The sequence below is a fragment of the Specibacter sp. RAF43 genome (genome assembly GCF_052114065.1).
Classification (GTDB): Bacteria; Actinomycetota; Actinomycetes; order Actinomycetales; family Micrococcaceae; genus Specibacter.
This window is the reverse complement of the sequence record NZ_JBFREA010000015.1, coordinates 89,397-106,369: the sequence shown is the minus strand read 5'-3', so window position 1 is coordinate 106,369 and position 16,973 is coordinate 89,397. Positions and strand designations below refer to the sequence as shown.

Genomic DNA, 16,973 nt, shown 5'->3' with positions numbered 1-16,973 from the left:
ACCCACCATGACGCACCCCGGTACGCCCGTGACGTGGCCAAAATCGCGGGGGCCGGATTGCTCACACTTTCCCTGACACTCTCCCTGGGCGTCCTGCCGGCCCACGCCGACACCGCGGCAACGCCCACCGCAACGCCTACCGCCGAACCCAGCCCAACGCCCACGGCCGCACCCAGCCCGACGTCGACGGCGGAAGCCACCAGCACGCCGCAGGCGACACCCGCGCCCGAGCCGTCGCCCGCGGCAGCATCAGGCCTGCAAACGGGCGCCGGCGCCTACATGGGCCAGGGCGCGGCCAAACAGGCTTTGGGGTACAGCCCGCAAGCTGCCGCGCCGATGTCTGAACTGGTGCAGGAGTCGACCAAGATGCGCTCCTTCGCGCCCATGTCCGCCCCGGCCGGAGTCCTGGGCTTGGATGTCAGCGGACATCAGGCCGACGCACCCGCGCACTCGGTCAGCAACGTCAACTGGGGACAGCAGTGGTCCCTGGGTGCACGCTTTGTGTATGCCAAGGCCACCGAGGGCAATAACTTTATCGACCGCTCGCGCGTGTCCCAGTGGCAGGGTGCGGCGAAGGCCGGGATCACACTCCACGGCGCATACCACTTTGCCCTCCCCGGCCAATCCTCGGCCGTGGCGCAGGCTGATTTCTTTGTGGCGAACGGGGGCGGATGGCGCCCAAACGCCTCGATGCTCCCGCCGCTGCTGGACATTGAGTACAACCCGTATTCGAGCCTCGGCAACACCTGCTACAACCAGAGCCCCGGCGCCATGGTGGCCTGGATCAAGGCCTTTTCCAACCGGGTCCTGGCGCTCACCGGCCGGCTCCCCATGATCTACACCACCACCGACTGGTGGCAGCGGTGCACGGGGAACTCGGCCGTGTTCGGCGACCAGCCGCTGCACATCGCGGCGTATGCATCTGTGCTGGGCGCCCTGCCCAAGAGCTGGACCTTCCAAAGCTTCTGGCAGTACAGCTCCACCGGGCCATTTGCCGGTGATTCCAACACCTGGAACGGGACCCTGGCAAACTTGCAAAAGTTCGCCGCCACGGCCACCGTGTCAATCCCCCGCCCGTCCATCCAGTCCCCCGCCGACCTGGTGGCCGCAGACGGGGCAGGTATTTTGTGGAACTACCCCGCCAACGGTGTCGGTGGATTTGGCACCCGCCGGCAGATCGGCCAGGGCTGGAGCGGCATGCGCTCCGTCAACGTCATCGACTGGAACGCCGACGGCATCCTGGACCTCGTGGCGCAACGGACGACCGGGGCATTGTCCGTCTACAAGGGCCTGTCCGGCGGCGGCTTCGCCTCCCCCCTGACGCTGGCTTCCTCGGGATGGGCCGGATATCAGCTCACGATCGGATACTGGCTCAATTCCAGCAAGTACCCACAGATCCTGGCCCGCGACACCAACGGAGTCCTCACCCTTTGGTCCAATCCCTCGGGCGCGGGCCTCGGGGCGCCAAAGCAGATCGGCCAAGGCTGGGGATCACTTAACCTGACGATGCTCGACTTCGACGGCGACGGGCGGCAGGACATACTGGCGCAAGATTCCTCCGGAGCTGTGCGCCTGTACCGTTCCAACGGCGGCGGCGCCTTCTATGGCGAGCCGCGCAAGGTCATTGGAACGGGCTGGCATGCTTTCACCAGCATCACCGTGCTCAGCGATTTCTCGCGTCCCGGCGCGGTGGGCCTTCTGCGTCGCTCCACCACCGGCGCGCTTAGCTACCAGGACGTCCCGGGCAACGGGACCTTTTCCGCGGCCCAATCCATCGGATCCGGCTGGAGTCCCTATTTGATTGCCGGTGCCGAAAGCGTCAACATACCCCAGCCCCCCCTGAAGCCTGCAGCTCCGTCGGCCCTTGCCGGGGACGGCCGGGCGACGGTTACGGTCGCAAGGAATCCCTCGGGGCCGGTTGCCACCTCGATTACAATTCATAACTCTCGCAATGGATCGACCTGCACCATCGCCGCGGCGTCTGGTTCGTGCTCCGTCGGCGGCCTGACCAACGGCATGGCATACGCATTTAGTGCTACGGCCAAGAACGCGGGAGGGGCATCGTCGGCCTCTCCATGGAGTGCGTCCGTCGTGCCGTACGCCCCCACGTCCAGGATCGACGGCCAGGATCGGTATGAAACCTCGGCGGCAACCTCCAGGGCGACATTTGCCCCCGGCGTGGCGGTCGCCTACATCGCCAGCGCACTCACATTCCCGGATGCTCTTTCGGGCGCTGCGGCGGCCGGTGCTGCCAAGGGACCGGTTCTTCTGACGGCAAGCAACGGGGTCCCGGCGACCGTCCGGGCCGAGCTCACCCGGCTCAAGCCCCACAAGATTGTCATCCTCGGCGGCACCGGCGTCGTCACCGGCAAGGTCGCCACGGACCTGAAGGCATTCAGCTCCACGGTCACGCGTATCTCGGGAACAGACAGGTACGCCACGTCGGCAGCAGTGTCCAAGGCCAGCAACGACGCCGGGGTGGGCGTCGCCTACATTGCCAGCGGCCTGACATTCCCCGACGCCCTTTCAGGCGCTGCCGCCGCCGGCTCACTCAGCGGCCCGGTCCTGCTGACCGCCTCCAATGGCCTCCCAACCGCCGTCCGGACGGAACTCACCCGGCTCAAACCAAAGAAAATCGTCATCCTCGGCGGTACCGGGGTCGTCACCAGCAAGGTGGCCACAGAGCTAACGAAGTACGCTCCCTCGGTCACCCGTATCTCCGGTGCCGACAGGTATTCAACGTCGGCGGCCATTTCCAAAGCAAGCAACAGCGCCGGTGCCGACGTTGCGTACATAGCCAGTGGACTCGGCTTCCCGGACGCCCTGGCCGGGGCTGCCGCCGCTGGAGCCGTAGATGCCCCGGTTCTCTTGGTTACCGGAGTCGGTATCCCACCGTCCATCCGGGCCGAACTCACGCGGCTTAACCCCCGCAGGATCGTCGTTCTGGGCGGTTCCGGTGTGGTTGGCAACCAACTGATGACGGACTTGTTGGCATACACCCGGTAGCGTTGCAACCCCTGTCACTTGTCCGCGGCTTAGATCTCAGCCGCCAGTTTTGGCATCCAGCGACGCAGCAGTGCACCCACCTTCAATTCCAGGTAGTAGCGCAGATTGCTTTCCACCAAGAAATTATCTGCAACGTTCTCGGTTAGCAGCCTGTCCCGGTAGCTCGCATGCAGGAATTCCTCCAGGGCGTCGCCGAGCCCACCCTCAGTCGCGACGAGGGCTGCACCTAGCAAACGACGGTCGGCCCGAGAAAATGCGGCCTCGAACCCTGGTGCCACGTCCTGGAGGCGTCCCAAGATTTGTTGCAGTGCGAGCCCGTCAGTGCCGCCCCACTCCCAATGTGCGCCTCGCACCGTCATTGCCGTCAAAACGTGAATGCGGGCGATTTTGACGGCAATTGCCGTCCGCTCGCCAACTGGCAGGGCCTGCAACCACGGCTCCCCAAGCAACTCCAGGAAGGGGGAGAACTCGTCATCTAGTGCGAACTTGGCATGGGTTACCCGTTCAACGGCATCTTCACCAATGACGTAGTGCCCATTGGCGGGACCCATCACAATATGGCTGCCGCCGAACCAAAGGTTCAGCGAAAACGAAACGTCCTCCCCGGTAGGCATGCCTTCCATGAAGGCAAGCCCCCGGCCCCGGATCGTGGACAGGCGCAGCAGGCCCAGGGGCGCGGTGCGGTACGCAAGTCGATCTCGAATGGGATCAAGGCGATGGCGACGCAACGGCCTCAGGCGTGGAGTCCTGACGATCGGCCCACTTTGCAGCTTCAAGGGGGCCAGCACAACGTCGGCCCGCCGTTGCCTGGCCAGATTCACCCATCCGCTCAATGCTCCGGGTTCCAGCATGTCATCGGAGCCCATGACCGCGACAAACTCGGCGTCAGCGCGTCGCAGCCCGGCGTTGAACGGACCCGCCGCGGAGCGCACCCCGTCAACGTGCTCAACGACCTGGACCCTCTCCTGCGGGAGTCCCTGCAAGAGGGAGCGGACGTCATCCGCATCCAACCCGTGGGCAATCACGATGGCCCTGGCCTGGCCCGGGGCAGCGGCAGCGAGCACGGACGACACAGCCCGCCTGATCGGACGGTTCAGCTGGTGAACGGCAATGATGACATCGACGTCCGGGCTGGCAATGGTGGAACTCATAACGTGTGGCCTTCTCGTAATCGTGCCGGACCGGTCGCTGCTACGCCAATCCGGCAATCCGATCGATGGACTGCGCCCAGACCCTTACCTGTGCCTCGGCGGAAAGCGGACGCGCCGCACGATCGGCGGATTGCTTCCAGGATGCGATCTGTTCCGGCGTCAGGGCGTAAAGGGTCCGTCGCAGCGATTCAGGGGAGAAATCGTCGGTGATCGCGCCAAGGCCGTACTGGTCCACCAGATCCACCATGGCCGGAGACGGACCAATAATCAGGCCGATGCGGGCCTGGACGGCCTCGAAGAACTTATTCGGCAAGGCGTTCTTGAGGTTGAAGTTGGTCGGCGGCAGGAAAACCACTGAGACGTCGTACTCGCTCAGCGTTGCCACCAATTCCCTGTATGGGACCGGATCCCGAAACGTAATGGACGGCACGGCCGCAGCCTGGGCCTTGAGCTCGAGGACGTAGTCGGGCTCATTGGGCATGACAATCATGTCAAGGGTCAGCCAGTCCGGTGCGTCCTTCATGGCTTCAATGAAGTTCTCAAGTTTGCGATAGCGCTGGCCGGCGGCGCTGTGGATGAGGCGAACCTTCTCGCCCACCGGCCTGACGGTGCCCTCGGCATAAGGGGCGGCGTTGGTGACTACCCCGGTTTTTGTTCCGTAGTCCTTCAAGTACTCATCCGCTATGCCTTGCGACACGGTTGTGACGGACGCCGCCATGGATAGGTAGCGCGAGCACAACCACCGCATGAACGGGGCGATGAAAAGGCGCCATTTGAGGTTGTCTTCCTTTTCCCTCGGCGCAAATTCGTGCAGGTCGGAATGAACTCCCAAGATGGGTTCCAGGTCCAGGGCCAGCGGCAGCGTGTTGAGGTCATTGGCCAAGATGATGTCAAACCTGCCCTTGGGCAGAATGGCGCGGGCCGCCCGTACCGCGGGAAGCCCATCGTAGACTTTGCCATACTGCCGGCTGACGAGCCCCACCTTGTCCGACGGCCACGCGCGTGAATCCTCGGGCAGCGCAAAGTGCTCATCCACACCGTCCGGCGCCGCACCATAGGCACAGGTGCTCACCCGGTACCTGCCCTTGAACAATTCCACCTGTTTCAACACCCGAGGGTCCGAACGGATAGGGGAAAAGGTGAGGATCAGCAAGGAGGGAAGATCAGTCATACGCTTCATTATTCCCGATTGCGCACGAACCCCTGACCGGCGGTGGCCCGTGCCACGGTCAAAAGACCCGCCTCAGCAAGGGGACCTTGGCAGCAAGGAGCGAAATGCCAAAGCTTCCCGCAAGCGTCAGAAGGTAGGCCACCGCAATGGCCCGGACAGAGTTCGCCCCAAGCACAGCGGGCACATTAAGCCGGATGGCCTCAAAGATCACCAAGTGGACAAGGAACACGCCAAACGAGGCGCTGGACAATGCCACTATGGCGGTGCCGACCCGTCCCGGAATGCTCACGTATTCGCACACCGACAGCCCCACCACAAAGACACCGAGCGCGGTCAGCGCAACGCCCGCGCCCAGGTATGAAACCGAGACCAACATATCCGCCACGGGCAAGACACCGCGGTGCCCGAAGTGCCAGACGGTGAAAGCCATCAGGGTCGCCGTCGCGAGACCCGCGGCAGCAAGAGGCAACCCCTTCATTCTGACCTTCCGCAGTGCATAGCCGGCGGCGAAGTACCCCACATACGGCACCCAGTAGGTGAACATGTTTAGTTTGATGGGTCTGGATACGCCAAAATGCCCCAAGAGTCCAGGGATCATGTACGCCATGACGGTCGCGCCGAGAATAATGCCGGCGGTCGCCAGGGCGCGGCGGTCGTCCCGGGACGCCACAAATGCGGCAACAAGGGGTGCGACGGCATACAGGCCCAGAATCAGCCACAGGAAATACAACTGGGTAAAGACGGAACTGTCATAAAGCAATTCCAATACCCGCCCTGTGGACAGTTTTTCCTGGCGCATCCAAATCCGCACGCCGACCAGGTACACCAGATTCCAAAAGATGAGTGCCGGCACGAGCCGAACGGCCCGCTTGCGGTAAAAAGCCGCCGGCGCCTGCACCACCTGCCGGGAACCAAGCAGGAGCGCCCCGGAAATCATCACAAACACCGGAACCACCCAAATGAAGCCAATGTCGATCGCCACGGCGGCCCACCAGCCCCGTCCCGCTCTTGGTTCGGCTCCCACGCGAAGCCCAAAGACGTGAATGGCCACGACACCGCAAATACTTACAATGCGCAGAATGTCCAAGCCGTAGTTGCGCGGACGCACCGCGGTCACCGGCCCGTTCCCCACGGCCGCTCGGGGTCCAGCCGCTTCACTCATCTGCCGACGGGGCCGCTCAGTTCAGGTCCGGCGCTTGTTGTCCCCCGGGCAATAAGGTCGGCCACGGCTGCCGGAGACTGGGTCCGGTTGACTTCGTCGATGGCGATCCGGCGCGAGAGCTTGGTCAGCGTGGTTTCCATGTGGCGGAATCGCTGGTAGGTGGTGGCCATGTACACCAGAAAGCTCACGATCAGCCCGTAAAGCACCAGATCCGTGCCGCGGCCGATGCCGAAAAAACGGGCAATTTGTGTGAGTAGGCCGGGGAAAAAGATCGACAATCCGGCCACGCAGGCGAAGAGCACCAACATGATGCGCCTGATCGCCAGGTGACGGGCATTGGAGCCGCCCCGCATCAAGGCGAGGGAGACGGTGACGACCGCCAGGACAAGGGCTATCTGGACAACTATTTGCACGATGTCACCTAAACAAAAGGTCCGCGAGGATATTGATGGAATTCAGCAGGGACTGGCCCTTTGCCTTGGAGTAATCGGTGTAGATGATTTCCACGGGCTGTTCGACCCACCGCGGCTTCATCTCGGCAAGCTGGTGGACCAGTTCCGAGGCGTGGGCCATCCGGTTTTGGGTCAGGTGGAGGCCACGGGCCACCTTGGGACTGAAGGCACGGAGTCCGTTGTGGGCGTCGGTCAAGGCCATGCCGGTGGCCATGCGTGATTGAACCGCGGCCGTGCGCAACACCAGGCGCTTGGCGGGGGACAACTTGGTGCGGCCGTCCAGGAACCGCGATCCCAGGACAACCTCGGCTTCCCCCGACGTGATCCTCTCGGCCATGGCCGAGGCGTCGACCACCCGGTGCTGGCCGTCGGCGTCGAAAGTGACGATGCAGTCAAGCTCGGGGTCATTGAGCGCATATTCAATTCCCGTCTGCAGTGACGCCCCCTGCCCCAGATTTACGGGATGCTGGACAACCACCGCCCCGGCGGCGCGTGCCACGTCCTGGGAGCCGTCGGTGCTGCCGTCGTCAACGCAGACGACGTACGGGAAGACCTTCCGCAGCCCCGTGATAACGGTGCCGACGACCGGCGCCTCGTTATACATGGGGATTACAATCCAAGTTCGACTCACCGCACAAGTATCCCATAGCCCCTGTTGGCCAGAGAATCCTCCAGCCGGTGACTGCTATTCCCGGACCAGTCCCCTGAGGGCGTGCAACTGCGCAAACGGTCCGTGCACGAGCTTGGCGGTGGTGCGGTTGCGCAACTTCCAGAGAGTCCGGTCCGCCGAGGGGTCGGCGGAGACAATGACGGAGCAATCGCACAATGCGCGCCGAACCGTTGCATTTTTCACCACGGCGGCACAGACGCGGCGGGAGTACAGGTTCTCCCGCAACAGCCTGCCAAGAACGCCGAAGGGACCGGTCCTTCCAGCCAAGGCGTTCGCGGACGCGGCACGCCAACCGCCGGAACGAACCTTGACCGGGACCACCACCAAGCCGCCGCCCGTCACCGGAACCGCTTCGCCGACGTCGTCCAGGTATACGGCGAACCCCGAAATGTTCCGCCCGTGCCTTTCCGCAAATATTTTGGCCTGGCCCCACAGGTCCTCCAGCGCCGTTTTGGCATGTCCGGTCCGACCCACCACGATTCCGATTTTGAGGCTGTCGGGTGAATTCATGAATCGTTCCGTTCGGCTGGGGCTGAATCCGGCACGGACCCGCCGGACCCCGTCAAGGCCTGAAGTTGTGCAATGGCGGGGTTCAAAATGTTGCTGCGCGCGAACTGCTGCCCGTACGTCCACGCCGCGTCCCATCTGCGCACGTCTGGTTCCGCCAAGGCTTTGGCGCAGTCGAGCAGTGCTTGGGCAATGCTTTTGACTGTCAGTTCCGTAGCTGGGAACCACAACGGGTAGTCCCTGAGCAGCTGGGTTGCCGCACTGTCGGGGTCATGGATGGAGATGATGGGCAGTCCGGTCGCGAGATACTCTGCAGTCTTGCCTCCGGTGACGTATTTGCCCGGGGGCAGCAACAAGAGCAGCGCATCCATGGTGCCGTAAAAGTTCGACACGTCGCGCTTGGAAATTGGACCTTCGTAGCTCAGCCCGTGATGGACGCCGGAGTTGAAAATGTCCAGGACGTCGGCCGGCACCAATCCGGAGGGGCTGAGCTTGCCGCGAAATACGGCGCGGGCCGGGGGCGCATCGTGTCCACCAAAGGCCAAATCCCATCCGCCAAGGAACTCATCGAGCGGAACGGCAGTGTATTGCAGGGTGCCCAGATACCCAAAACGGGGCGCATTCGTGGCATGTGCCGCTGATTTGCGATGGCCCGGCTGCGGGTCAAAGCCATTTGGCACGACCCGCATGACGTTGGCGGCATCCGGGTACCGGCTGGCATATTCAGTCCGGATGGGTTCGTTCACAAACCACACCTGAAGTGCCTTGTTGAGGTAGTCATTTTCCAGCCGCCCGTGCTTGGAGTCGGGGGCGTAGTTTTCCGCACCGGTAAACGTATTGAACGCCCACGCGTCGCGATAATCCAATATGTAGGGGACATCGCCGAATTGTGCGGCCACCTTGAAGGATATGTAGGGGCTGGCCGAGGCCATGACAAGGTCGGCCGGGCGCTCAGCATGGATGGCGCGCGCGGCCTGGCTGGCTGGGGCAAACCACAATTCATGAAAATCCTCGGGGAAATCCGCCCGGTGGCGCCGCCGAAACAGCTCCTTCCACAGGTAGGGGGCCTCGATCCTCAAGCGCGAATAGCGCCTAAGGTCCCGCCGGTTGGGTTCTTCGGCTCCACCGTCATCGACGTGAACGACCCTGACCCGTGGATCGATCGAGTCAACCAGGCCAAAATCCGTACCGGAGATTTCCGCCCAGATTTCCTCCGACAGCGTCACCACCGTGACCTCCCACCCCGCGGCGATGAAGGCGTTGGCCACGGCAGTACACCGGTAAACGGAGGACGCCGTACTCGGCGGGAAGGAGAAGGCAATGTAGAGCAGGTGCGGGCGGGTCATTTGGCTCCGGCCAGGATCTTTGCGTAGCCCCCATTGAGCCGCGGTGCGAGCACCGACGCATCGTGGGTGCGGCGCACATAGTCCGCACCGCCCAACGTCCGGGACAGTGCACGAGGATCGGCCAAGGCCTCCCTGACGGCCTGTCCAACGTCGCCACGTTGGACGCTAACCGTGGCGAGGTCCGCCGGGTAACCGGCTACCTGGTCGGCAAAGATGGTCGGAACGCCGATTCCGATGGCCTGAAGCTCACTGGTTGCCAGAATCCCGGCAACTTGGCCTACGGCAACGTGGGCCGTTGCAAGTTCGGCCAGGAACTTGGCCTTGGGCATTTGCGGCAGGAGCGTCACTCCCATCGCGGCGACCTCGGCGGCACGGTCCCCCCAGTCAAGGCCGACAATGTCGACGTCCTTGCCGGCCAGCGCGGCCACGACATCGGCCGCTGTCTGAACCCACGCGTCTCCTCCCTTGGACGCGTCCCACCGGGACGGAAAGAAGACTCGCGGCTTGGCGGCCGGACTCCACTGTGGAAGTTCCGCGGCATTCAGGGGGACGGGGAGGTATTCCGCATCGGGCCGGGCCTTCTCGGCTTTTTCCCGGAGATCCGGAGTTGTATACCAAACGTGCCCGGCGAGGTCGATGTCGGCCTTGATCACGGCATGGCTGGCATCCTGCCAATAGCTTTGGCGAATGTCCGTTCCGTGAAGTGTCAGTGCGTACGGGCGCTGGAACGCACCCCGAGCCCATTTGCCTCGGCCGCCCATGTTGACGTGCCACAGCTGGGTGCGGGGAAAGGCCGCCGCCTGCTCCAGCCGAAAGCGGTAGTAGGCCGCCTTGGTGCCGCCGCGTGCCCACGGTCCCTGAATTTGTTTCCATGGTTCGCCCTGGTTCCGGCCGGCCGCCACCAGGGCCTTGCCAACATCGGCGCAGTCAAAGAGCTGGGTCACGCGAAAATGCTCACTCATGTGATTCATCATCTCATTGAGGCCCTGCCGCCCGGTGCTGTTAGGGAACCAAATCCAGTACCCCGTAGAATGCAACAGGTCCCCCTTTCGCCGTTCTGGAGTCCTTCTTGAATCACCTGCGACGTACCTTGCAGCAGTTGTTGCCACTGCTGCCGTCCAATGCCAGACGCTTTCTCGCGCTCTTCGCCGTGCTGTCTGCCGCGCTGGCGCTCCTCGACTCGGCGGCCTTGGGCGTATTTGCCCTGGTCCTGAACCAAATCCTGCAGGCCCAAAACGGCTCCGAGATGTCGTTGCCGGTTTTGGGCCATTTCTCCCAGGGCTTGGGTGTGGTCATCCTTGTGGCCTCAGCGGCAATGATGATCGTGAAGTCCTTCCTCAACATTTGGCTCCAGTGGGTGTCCACCCGGAAATTCGCCGAATACGAGCTGGAAATCGGCACGGCCCTCTTCCAGAGCTACATCCGTGCGCCTTGGACCGAGCGCATGAAACGGTCCACGTCCGAATTGGTCAGGATGATCGATGTAGGCATCGCCAACACAGTCTCCGGGGTCCTCTTTCCCGCCGTCTCATTGCCGGCTCAGGGGTTAACATTCGTCACAGTGCTGATTGTCCTCATTGGCGCCTCGTGGCAGACGGCCCTGGTGACCGTCGTGTACTTGGGACTCATCGCCGCGTTCCTCTACCTGTGGTTGACCAAGAAATCCTACGAAGCAGGCCGCATCAACCGCGATGCCAGCAGCCGGATGGCCAAGCTCGTCACCGAAATGCTCGCCGCCCTCAAGGAAATCACCCTGCGGGACAAGGCAGCAGAAGTCGGCGATATTGTCATGATCAGTCGCGAACGAACCGCCCGTTCCCGGTCGAACATTCGATTCATGGGCACCGTGCCGAAGTTCGTGATCGACATGGCCTTGATCGGCGGCTTCCTACTGATTGGCACCGTGGGATTCCTGGTGGGTGGCATCAATGGGGCCCTGTCCTCCGTCGCGATCTTTGGCCTCGCAGGGTTCAAAATGGTCCCGGCCCTAACATCCATCCAATCCTCGCTGACAACGGTTCAATCCACGCTGGCCTATACGGAAACCGTCATCGGCGACATCCGCGACGCCGCGGTCTACCGGGAAAATGCCGAACAGCTGGGCAAGACACCCATCACGGGCCAGCCAAAAATTCTCCAACTTTCGGACGTCGAATTCACCTATCCCGGATCCATGGCCCCGGCGGTGCAAAAAATCAACCTCACTCTTCCCATCGGTTCATCAATCGGAATTGTCGGTCAATCCGGCGCCGGGAAGTCCACGTTGATCGACATTTTCCTGGGCCTGCTGACGCCGTCATCCGGGACGATGACCTTGGATGGGGTCCCCCTGGAGGATGTCTTGGCGGATTGGCGAAAGCGGGTAGGCTACGTCCCCCAGGATGTGGCCATCTTCGACGGCACGGTGGCCCAAAATGTCGCCTTGTCTTGGGGGGAAGATGTTGACGAGGACCGGGTCAGGACCGCCTTGGCCCGCGCCCAGCTGCTCGACTCCGTTGAGGCCCGCAAAGGCGGGATACGCGGCCGCGTTGGTGAACGCGGCCTGGCACTGTCCGGCGGCCAACGCCAACGCCTCGGCATAGCGCGGGCACTTTATTCCGATCCCCTGATCCTGGTCTTGGATGAGGCCACGAGTGCGTTGGACACGGCCACGGAAGCCGCCGTTGCCGGCGCCATTCAATCCCTCCACGGTGAAATGACCGTCATTTCCGTGGCTCATCGCCTCTCCACCATCCGCAACAACGACCAGGTCGCCTTCATGAAGGACGGCACGATCGTCACTCAGGGCACCTTCGATGAGGTCGTCGCCGCCAACTCGGATTTTGCCCAACAAGCAGCCTTGGCCGGATTGCACACGCCGTCCACTCCGGGCAACCAGGCCGGGCTTGCCGCCAGCGCCGATCGCTAACGTGCAATTGCCGTTCGACGGTACAGTTCGGCGAGCCGCGGGATGTAGCCGGCGGCGTCATACCGCGGAATAGCCCACGTGGCACCGCCCAGCCGCCTGGCCGTCGCGGCCGGGTCATCGAGTGCCGCCACCACTTGCTCCACGACGGCGGAAACACCACCTTCCAGGACGGGCGGGACGGATCCGTCATCCGGTCGCGGCAGCCGCGTGCCCAGGGCCGCCACGGGCAGCCCCATGCACAGCGCCTCAAACTCGCTGGTGGAGAAATAATCGGAAGCCTGCCCAATGCCGACGGCGGACCTGCTCAATTGCTCGTGATAGAGATGTTGCGGCATTTTCGCCAAGAGGCGCACACCCGCGGATTGTGCCTCAGGCGCCCCCGGGCCCCAGTCCAGCCCCACCAGCTCGGCTTTTCCCGACAGTGCCCTGGCCAGCTCCCGCGCCAAACCGAGTTGGCGGCCAACGCCCTTGTCGTCGTCCCACCTCGAGATGAACATGACCCGCGGCAGGGGATCCGGCCGCCACGCCGGAAGCCGGGAAATATCGATCAGCGACGGCAGGAATTCAGCATCGGAGCGGGCAGCGCACGCGTCACCAACGTTGTCCGCATTCGCATAAAAAACGTGGGCGGCCTCGTCAATGGCCCGTTGGATTTCGTCGTGAAAGCCCGGCTCCTTCCACTGTTTTCGAATGTCCGTGCCATGCAGGGTCAGGACATATGGCCTTGCAGGCATTCCCTTTTCCTTGATGAGGCGCACGCTGGTCCCGTAGTGGACGTGGACCACGTCCGCGGCTTGGAGTTTCGCCAGCCTGCGGACCACGAATGGGAGGAATCGTGCCTTCGCCAAGAGCGGATTTCTGGGCGGTGCGCTCAACGGCCGCACTTGTTCAGGGGGCATGTAGTCCCAGTCCAATCCCACCCGTGCGGCCGCGTGAACCATTGACCGGGCAACGTAGGCACAATCGTTGAACTGAAGGACCCTGGGCTCTCTTTCCATACGACTTAGCTCCTTCGACGAGTTCGCATTGTTGGGTGGGGTCGTTGTTGGGTGGGGTCGCCTAGGCGCGCGCGAGTGCCGCGGCATAGGCGCCGTCCAGGAGCTCACCAACGGCCTCCGGCGAAAACCGGGCCCTGATCGGACGGGCGATATCGATGGCCGGAACATTGCGGAAGACGCTTGCCGCGCTCTGCACGGCACGGCCCAATGACTCCGGGCTGACGGCATCGACAAGTCTGCTGTTGCTTTCATCGGCATAGTCGCTGAAACCACCCACCCGAGTCGCCACCACCGCCCGGCCCGCAGCCAGGGCTTCCGCTGCGGACGTGAAGAAGTTCTCCTGTGCCGTGGGAAGGAAAAACAAATCGGAATTAGAGAGATGCAACGCTACCTTGGCCGGGGGGACTGATCCCGTGAACGTCACGCGGCCCTGAAGACCCAATCTTCCCACCAGCGCTTCGCATTCCCCACGCTGGGGTCCGTCCCCCACCCATGTCAAGTGGGCGTCGGTTCCATGATCGCGAAGCCAGGCGACGGTCTCGATCGTGGCCAGGGGCCGTTTGCGTTCGATCAGTGCGCCGACGGCGACGAGGCGCAACTCCCGGCCAAATCGTGCAGGCGAGACCGGGGCGCGACCCTTGACGACACAGGGCACCACCATGGCCGCGCCCGATCGGGCAAATCGCTGCATTTCCGCAGCCAGTTGTCCCGTCACTCCCGTGACAACATGCGGAGCGCGAAGAACGATCCGCAGCCCTGACAGTTTTTGCCACAGCGGCGAGACGCTGGACGGATTGACGACGCCGTTCCAGTGTTCCGTGTGAACCCACGGGCGTCCGCGGCCCACGGCGGTCCTTGCGGACCACGAGGGCAATGCCAGCAATATCGACGAAAACGCCATGGTATGGATGGCATCCGCCCAGGCCATCTCCCGTGTGATCAGGCACACGCACGCCACGATCGATCCCGGACGTTTTGGGTCAGCCGAAACCCGCCGGACGGGCACGCCCTCCCACACACCATTGGTGTCTTGCGGCATGGGCAAGGCACGTCCCAGCCGGACATGGACCACCCTCACATCGTGGCCCCGGGCCCGGATTGCCTCCACATGTTCGGCGTTAAACGGGGCCTCGGCAGGGTTTTCCTCGTGCGGGTACCACGTGGCGATGACCAGGATCTTCATATGTTCCTTCAGTGATAACGATGCACTGTCAATTTCACCCTAGACGAGCGCCGATGCCGTCATGAACCGCAGAGGCGCTTCCGGGTGCAGCAAGCACGACAAATTCCGCGGCACCCACGTCCGCGGATGGCCGAACCTCCTCCGTGCCAAGGTCAAGGACTTCATGACCGTGTTCTTCGCCTCGCTGCGGACGACGGCATCCAGCAGCGCCCTGTCGGCCAGGGACAACGGCCGTGCCGCCGATGGCGCGGCAAACAAAAGTAGTCGGACAACCTCTGCCATGGCTGCAGCATCGTCCGCATTCCATGTTCCGGACCCTGCTCGCAAGGCCACATGCCCAAACACATGCACCCGGAGCAGTTTGGTGACAATCGATTGCCGTTGTTGTGTACCAAGGCTGGAAAACCAGCTCGATCGCACCAGATCCGTGGCAAACGCCAGATCCTCGGCTATCGTCCGGGGCGTAGCGGTGACGCGGGCAACGGCGTCGTCATGGACCAGGTATCGCGGAAGTCCGCGGCCGTAGCTGATCCGCGCGCCGGAAAACCACAGCTGTGCGGAAAAGAGCTGATCCTCACCTGTTGCGTAGCGGTTCGGAAAGGAGAGGCCCAGGCGACGCACAAGTTCCAGGCGCATAAGTCCCAAGGGAGCGGTTCTATAGGTCAGCCGATCAGCAATTGGATCGAGGCCGGCGACCCGGTTCCTGCGCACGACGGGTGTGTGAATGGATTTGCCGCCCGCATGTGCCATGGGAGCTATCAGGACATCGGTGGCATCCCTGTCAGCGGTGTGGACCCAGGAGGCAAGGGCGCCGGATTCCAGCGAGTCGTCGCTGCCCATGATGGAAACCCACGTGCCCGTGGCGAGGGCGATGCCATGGTTAAACGGTCCGGCCGGACTCTTGATTCCGTCAGAGTACTCGACAAATCGAACCATTTGCCGGTCCCTCGGGGCGACGCGAGCCCGCACAGGCCCCATCGGGGTGTTGTGGCAAACGACGGTGATCCGCAGGCGATTGGGTGCATCAGGTTCACTCGACAGGCCGGAGTCCAAGAGCGAGGCAATGGCACGTTCGACAGGCCGGTCCGGTGTGTGCACGGCAATGACCACATCCACCAGCACGGGGTCGGGTTCTACTCTCTCCACCCAGTAAGGCTATCGCGGAACCGGAGGTCCGGGTCCGAGGCCGGGGCGTGGTGAAAACCGCAGTGACCGCCGGAGGATCCCCGAACGCCGGTTAAGCTTGAACAATGCGAATTCTCAGTGTCGTGGGCGCACGCCCACAGTTTGTAAAGCTTGCCCCGATCGCGAAGGCCTTGAAGGGCCGGGCCGAGCACGTCATCGTCCACACCGGACAGCACTACGACGAACTCATGTCCGACGTCTTCTTCCAGGACCTGGGCATCCCGGCACCGGATTACAACCTGGGCGTCGGCTCGGGCAAGCACGGCCAGCAAACCGGCGCCATGCTGGCCGGGCTCGAAACCGTGTTCGAGCAGGCACACCCCGACGTGGTCCTGGTCTACGGCGACACCAATTCCACCCTCGCGGCCGCCCTGGCGGCCGTCAAGATCCACATCCCGGTGGCGCACCTGGAAGCCGGGCTGCGCTCCTTCAACCGCCGCATGCCCGAGGAGCACAACCGGGTCCTGACAGACCACGCCTCCGACCTCCTGCTCTCCCCCACCCAGGTCGGCATGAACCACCTGGCCACCGAGGGCCTGGCGGATCGCGCCGTGCTCGTAGGCGACGTCATGACCGATGTGCTCTACCGGGTGCGCGACGAGCTTGCCGCCCAGGGCCAGCCCCTGCCGGAGGGCGTCACCGCCGGCAACTACTATGTGTGCACCATCCACCGCCCGGACAACACCGACGACCCCAAGCGTCTCGGCGCCATTGTGCAGTCGCTGGCCGCGCTCGCCAAGCCGGTGCTGCTCTTGGCGCACCCGCGGTTGACGGCGCTGGCGCAGGCGCACGCCATCGACCTCTCCGCCGGCTCGATCGTCCTCAGCGAGCCGCTGGCCTACCCGCAGCTGGTCAACGCCGTCGCGAACAGCGCCGGCGTCGTGACCGATTCCGGCGGCCTGCAGAAGGAGGCGTTTCTGCTGCGCGTCCCGTGCACCACCATCCGCCCGGAGACCGAGTGGGTGGAAACGGTGGAGCTCGGCTGGAACGTACTGGTCAATGCCGACCTGTCGCTGCTCGCGGACGCCGTGCAGCGCCCGGCACCGGCCGCAACGGATGCCACGCCGTACGGTGACGGCCACGCGGCCCAGCGGACGGTGGACGCGCTGCTGGCGGCGTTCGGCAAGTAGCTGCTCGAAGAGGGCCCGGGCACCTGCCCGGGCCTTTCTGCGCCTGCCGGAGTAAACTCGGCACCATGGGAGGCCATCCAGGTTCGGCGCAGGCACACCGTCGG

At 63.5% G+C, this 16,973-nt stretch carries 14 protein-coding genes; 3 read left to right on the top strand and 11 right to left on the bottom strand.

The window, feature by feature from the left end:
- Nucleotides 1-33: 33 nt before the first annotated feature.
- A complete protein-coding gene (locus tag AB4Y80_RS10245) occupies nt 34-3,006 on the top strand; it encodes a cell wall-binding repeat-containing protein (protein ID WP_442214002.1) in 2,973 nt (990 codons plus the stop codon).
- A 29-nt stretch (nt 3,007-3,035) separates the two neighbouring features.
- On the opposite strand, the gene AB4Y80_RS10240 is transcribed toward AB4Y80_RS10245, so the two are convergent.
- From AB4Y80_RS10240 to AB4Y80_RS10205, 8 genes are all read right to left on the bottom strand, one after another.
- Nucleotides 3,036-4,157, bottom strand: coding sequence for a glycosyltransferase (locus AB4Y80_RS10240; protein ID WP_442214001.1), 1,122 nt, complete (start codon nt 4,155-4,157; stop codon nt 3,036-3,038).
- A gap of 40 nt (nt 4,158-4,197) precedes the next feature.
- A complete protein-coding gene (locus AB4Y80_RS10235; protein WP_442213999.1) occupies nt 4,198-5,328 on the bottom strand; it encodes a glycosyltransferase in 1,131 nt (376 codons plus the stop codon).
- Between the two features lie 58 nt (nt 5,329-5,386).
- On the bottom strand, nt 5,387-6,490 hold the full coding sequence (locus AB4Y80_RS10230) for an acyltransferase (protein WP_442213998.1): 1,104 nt from the start codon (nt 6,488-6,490) through the stop codon (nt 5,387-5,389).
- Nucleotides 6,487-6,903, bottom strand: a complete 417-nt coding sequence (locus AB4Y80_RS10225; protein WP_442213997.1) for a DUF2304 domain-containing protein — start codon at nt 6,901-6,903, stop codon at nt 6,487-6,489. Before AB4Y80_RS10225 ends, AB4Y80_RS10230 begins: the two co-directional genes overlap by 4 nt.
- Before the next feature lie 4 nt (nt 6,904-6,907).
- On the bottom strand, nt 6,908-7,546 hold the full coding sequence (locus AB4Y80_RS10220) for a glycosyltransferase family 2 protein (protein ID WP_442213996.1): 639 nt from the start codon (nt 7,544-7,546) through the stop codon (nt 6,908-6,910).
- 81 nt (nt 7,547-7,627) lie between these two features.
- Nucleotides 7,628-8,122 (bottom strand): hypothetical protein, encoded by a 495-nt coding sequence (locus tag AB4Y80_RS10215; protein WP_442213995.1) that lies wholly within the window; start codon nt 8,120-8,122, stop codon nt 7,628-7,630.
- Nucleotides 8,119-9,465 (bottom strand): glycosyltransferase, encoded by a 1,347-nt coding sequence (locus AB4Y80_RS10210; protein WP_442213994.1) that lies wholly within the window; start codon nt 9,463-9,465, stop codon nt 8,119-8,121. Before AB4Y80_RS10210 ends, AB4Y80_RS10215 begins: the two co-directional genes overlap by 4 nt.
- A complete protein-coding gene (locus AB4Y80_RS10205; protein ID WP_442213993.1) occupies nt 9,462-10,427 on the bottom strand; it encodes a hypothetical protein in 966 nt (321 codons plus the stop codon). The genes AB4Y80_RS10210 and AB4Y80_RS10205 overlap by 4 nt, the downstream gene beginning before the upstream one ends.
- A 107-nt stretch (nt 10,428-10,534) precedes the next feature.
- Between AB4Y80_RS10205 and AB4Y80_RS10200 the strand changes: the two genes are divergently transcribed.
- Nucleotides 10,535-12,373 carry an ABC transporter ATP-binding protein gene (locus AB4Y80_RS10200; protein WP_442213991.1) on the top strand — a complete coding sequence of 613 codons (1,839 nt, stop codon included), beginning with the start codon at nt 10,535-10,537 and terminating at the stop codon, nt 12,371-12,373.
- On the opposite strand, the gene AB4Y80_RS10195 is transcribed toward AB4Y80_RS10200, so the two are convergent.
- The 3 genes from AB4Y80_RS10195 to AB4Y80_RS10185 form a co-directional block, all read right to left on the bottom strand.
- Complete coding sequence (locus AB4Y80_RS10195) at nt 12,370-13,272, bottom strand: glycosyltransferase (protein ID WP_442213990.1); 903 nt, start codon at nt 13,270-13,272, stop codon at nt 12,370-12,372. The two genes, AB4Y80_RS10200 and AB4Y80_RS10195, sit on opposite strands and share 4 nt — an antisense overlap.
- A 160-nt stretch (nt 13,273-13,432) precedes the next feature.
- Nucleotides 13,433-14,554, bottom strand: coding sequence for a glycosyltransferase (locus tag AB4Y80_RS10190; RefSeq protein ID WP_442213989.1), 1,122 nt, complete (start codon nt 14,552-14,554; stop codon nt 13,433-13,435).
- 39 nt (nt 14,555-14,593) lie between these two features.
- Nucleotides 14,594-15,676 (bottom strand): hypothetical protein, encoded by a 1,083-nt coding sequence (locus AB4Y80_RS10185; RefSeq protein WP_442213987.1) that lies wholly within the window; start codon nt 15,674-15,676, stop codon nt 14,594-14,596.
- A gap of 128 nt (nt 15,677-15,804) precedes the next feature.
- On the opposite strand from AB4Y80_RS10185, the gene wecB reads away from it, so the two are divergent.
- Nucleotides 15,805-16,869: a non-hydrolyzing UDP-N-acetylglucosamine 2-epimerase gene (wecB, locus tag AB4Y80_RS10180; protein ID WP_442213986.1), complete on the top strand. Its 1,065-nt coding sequence runs from the start codon at nt 15,805-15,807 to the stop codon at nt 16,867-16,869.
- Nucleotides 16,870-16,973: the final 104 nt, after the last annotated feature.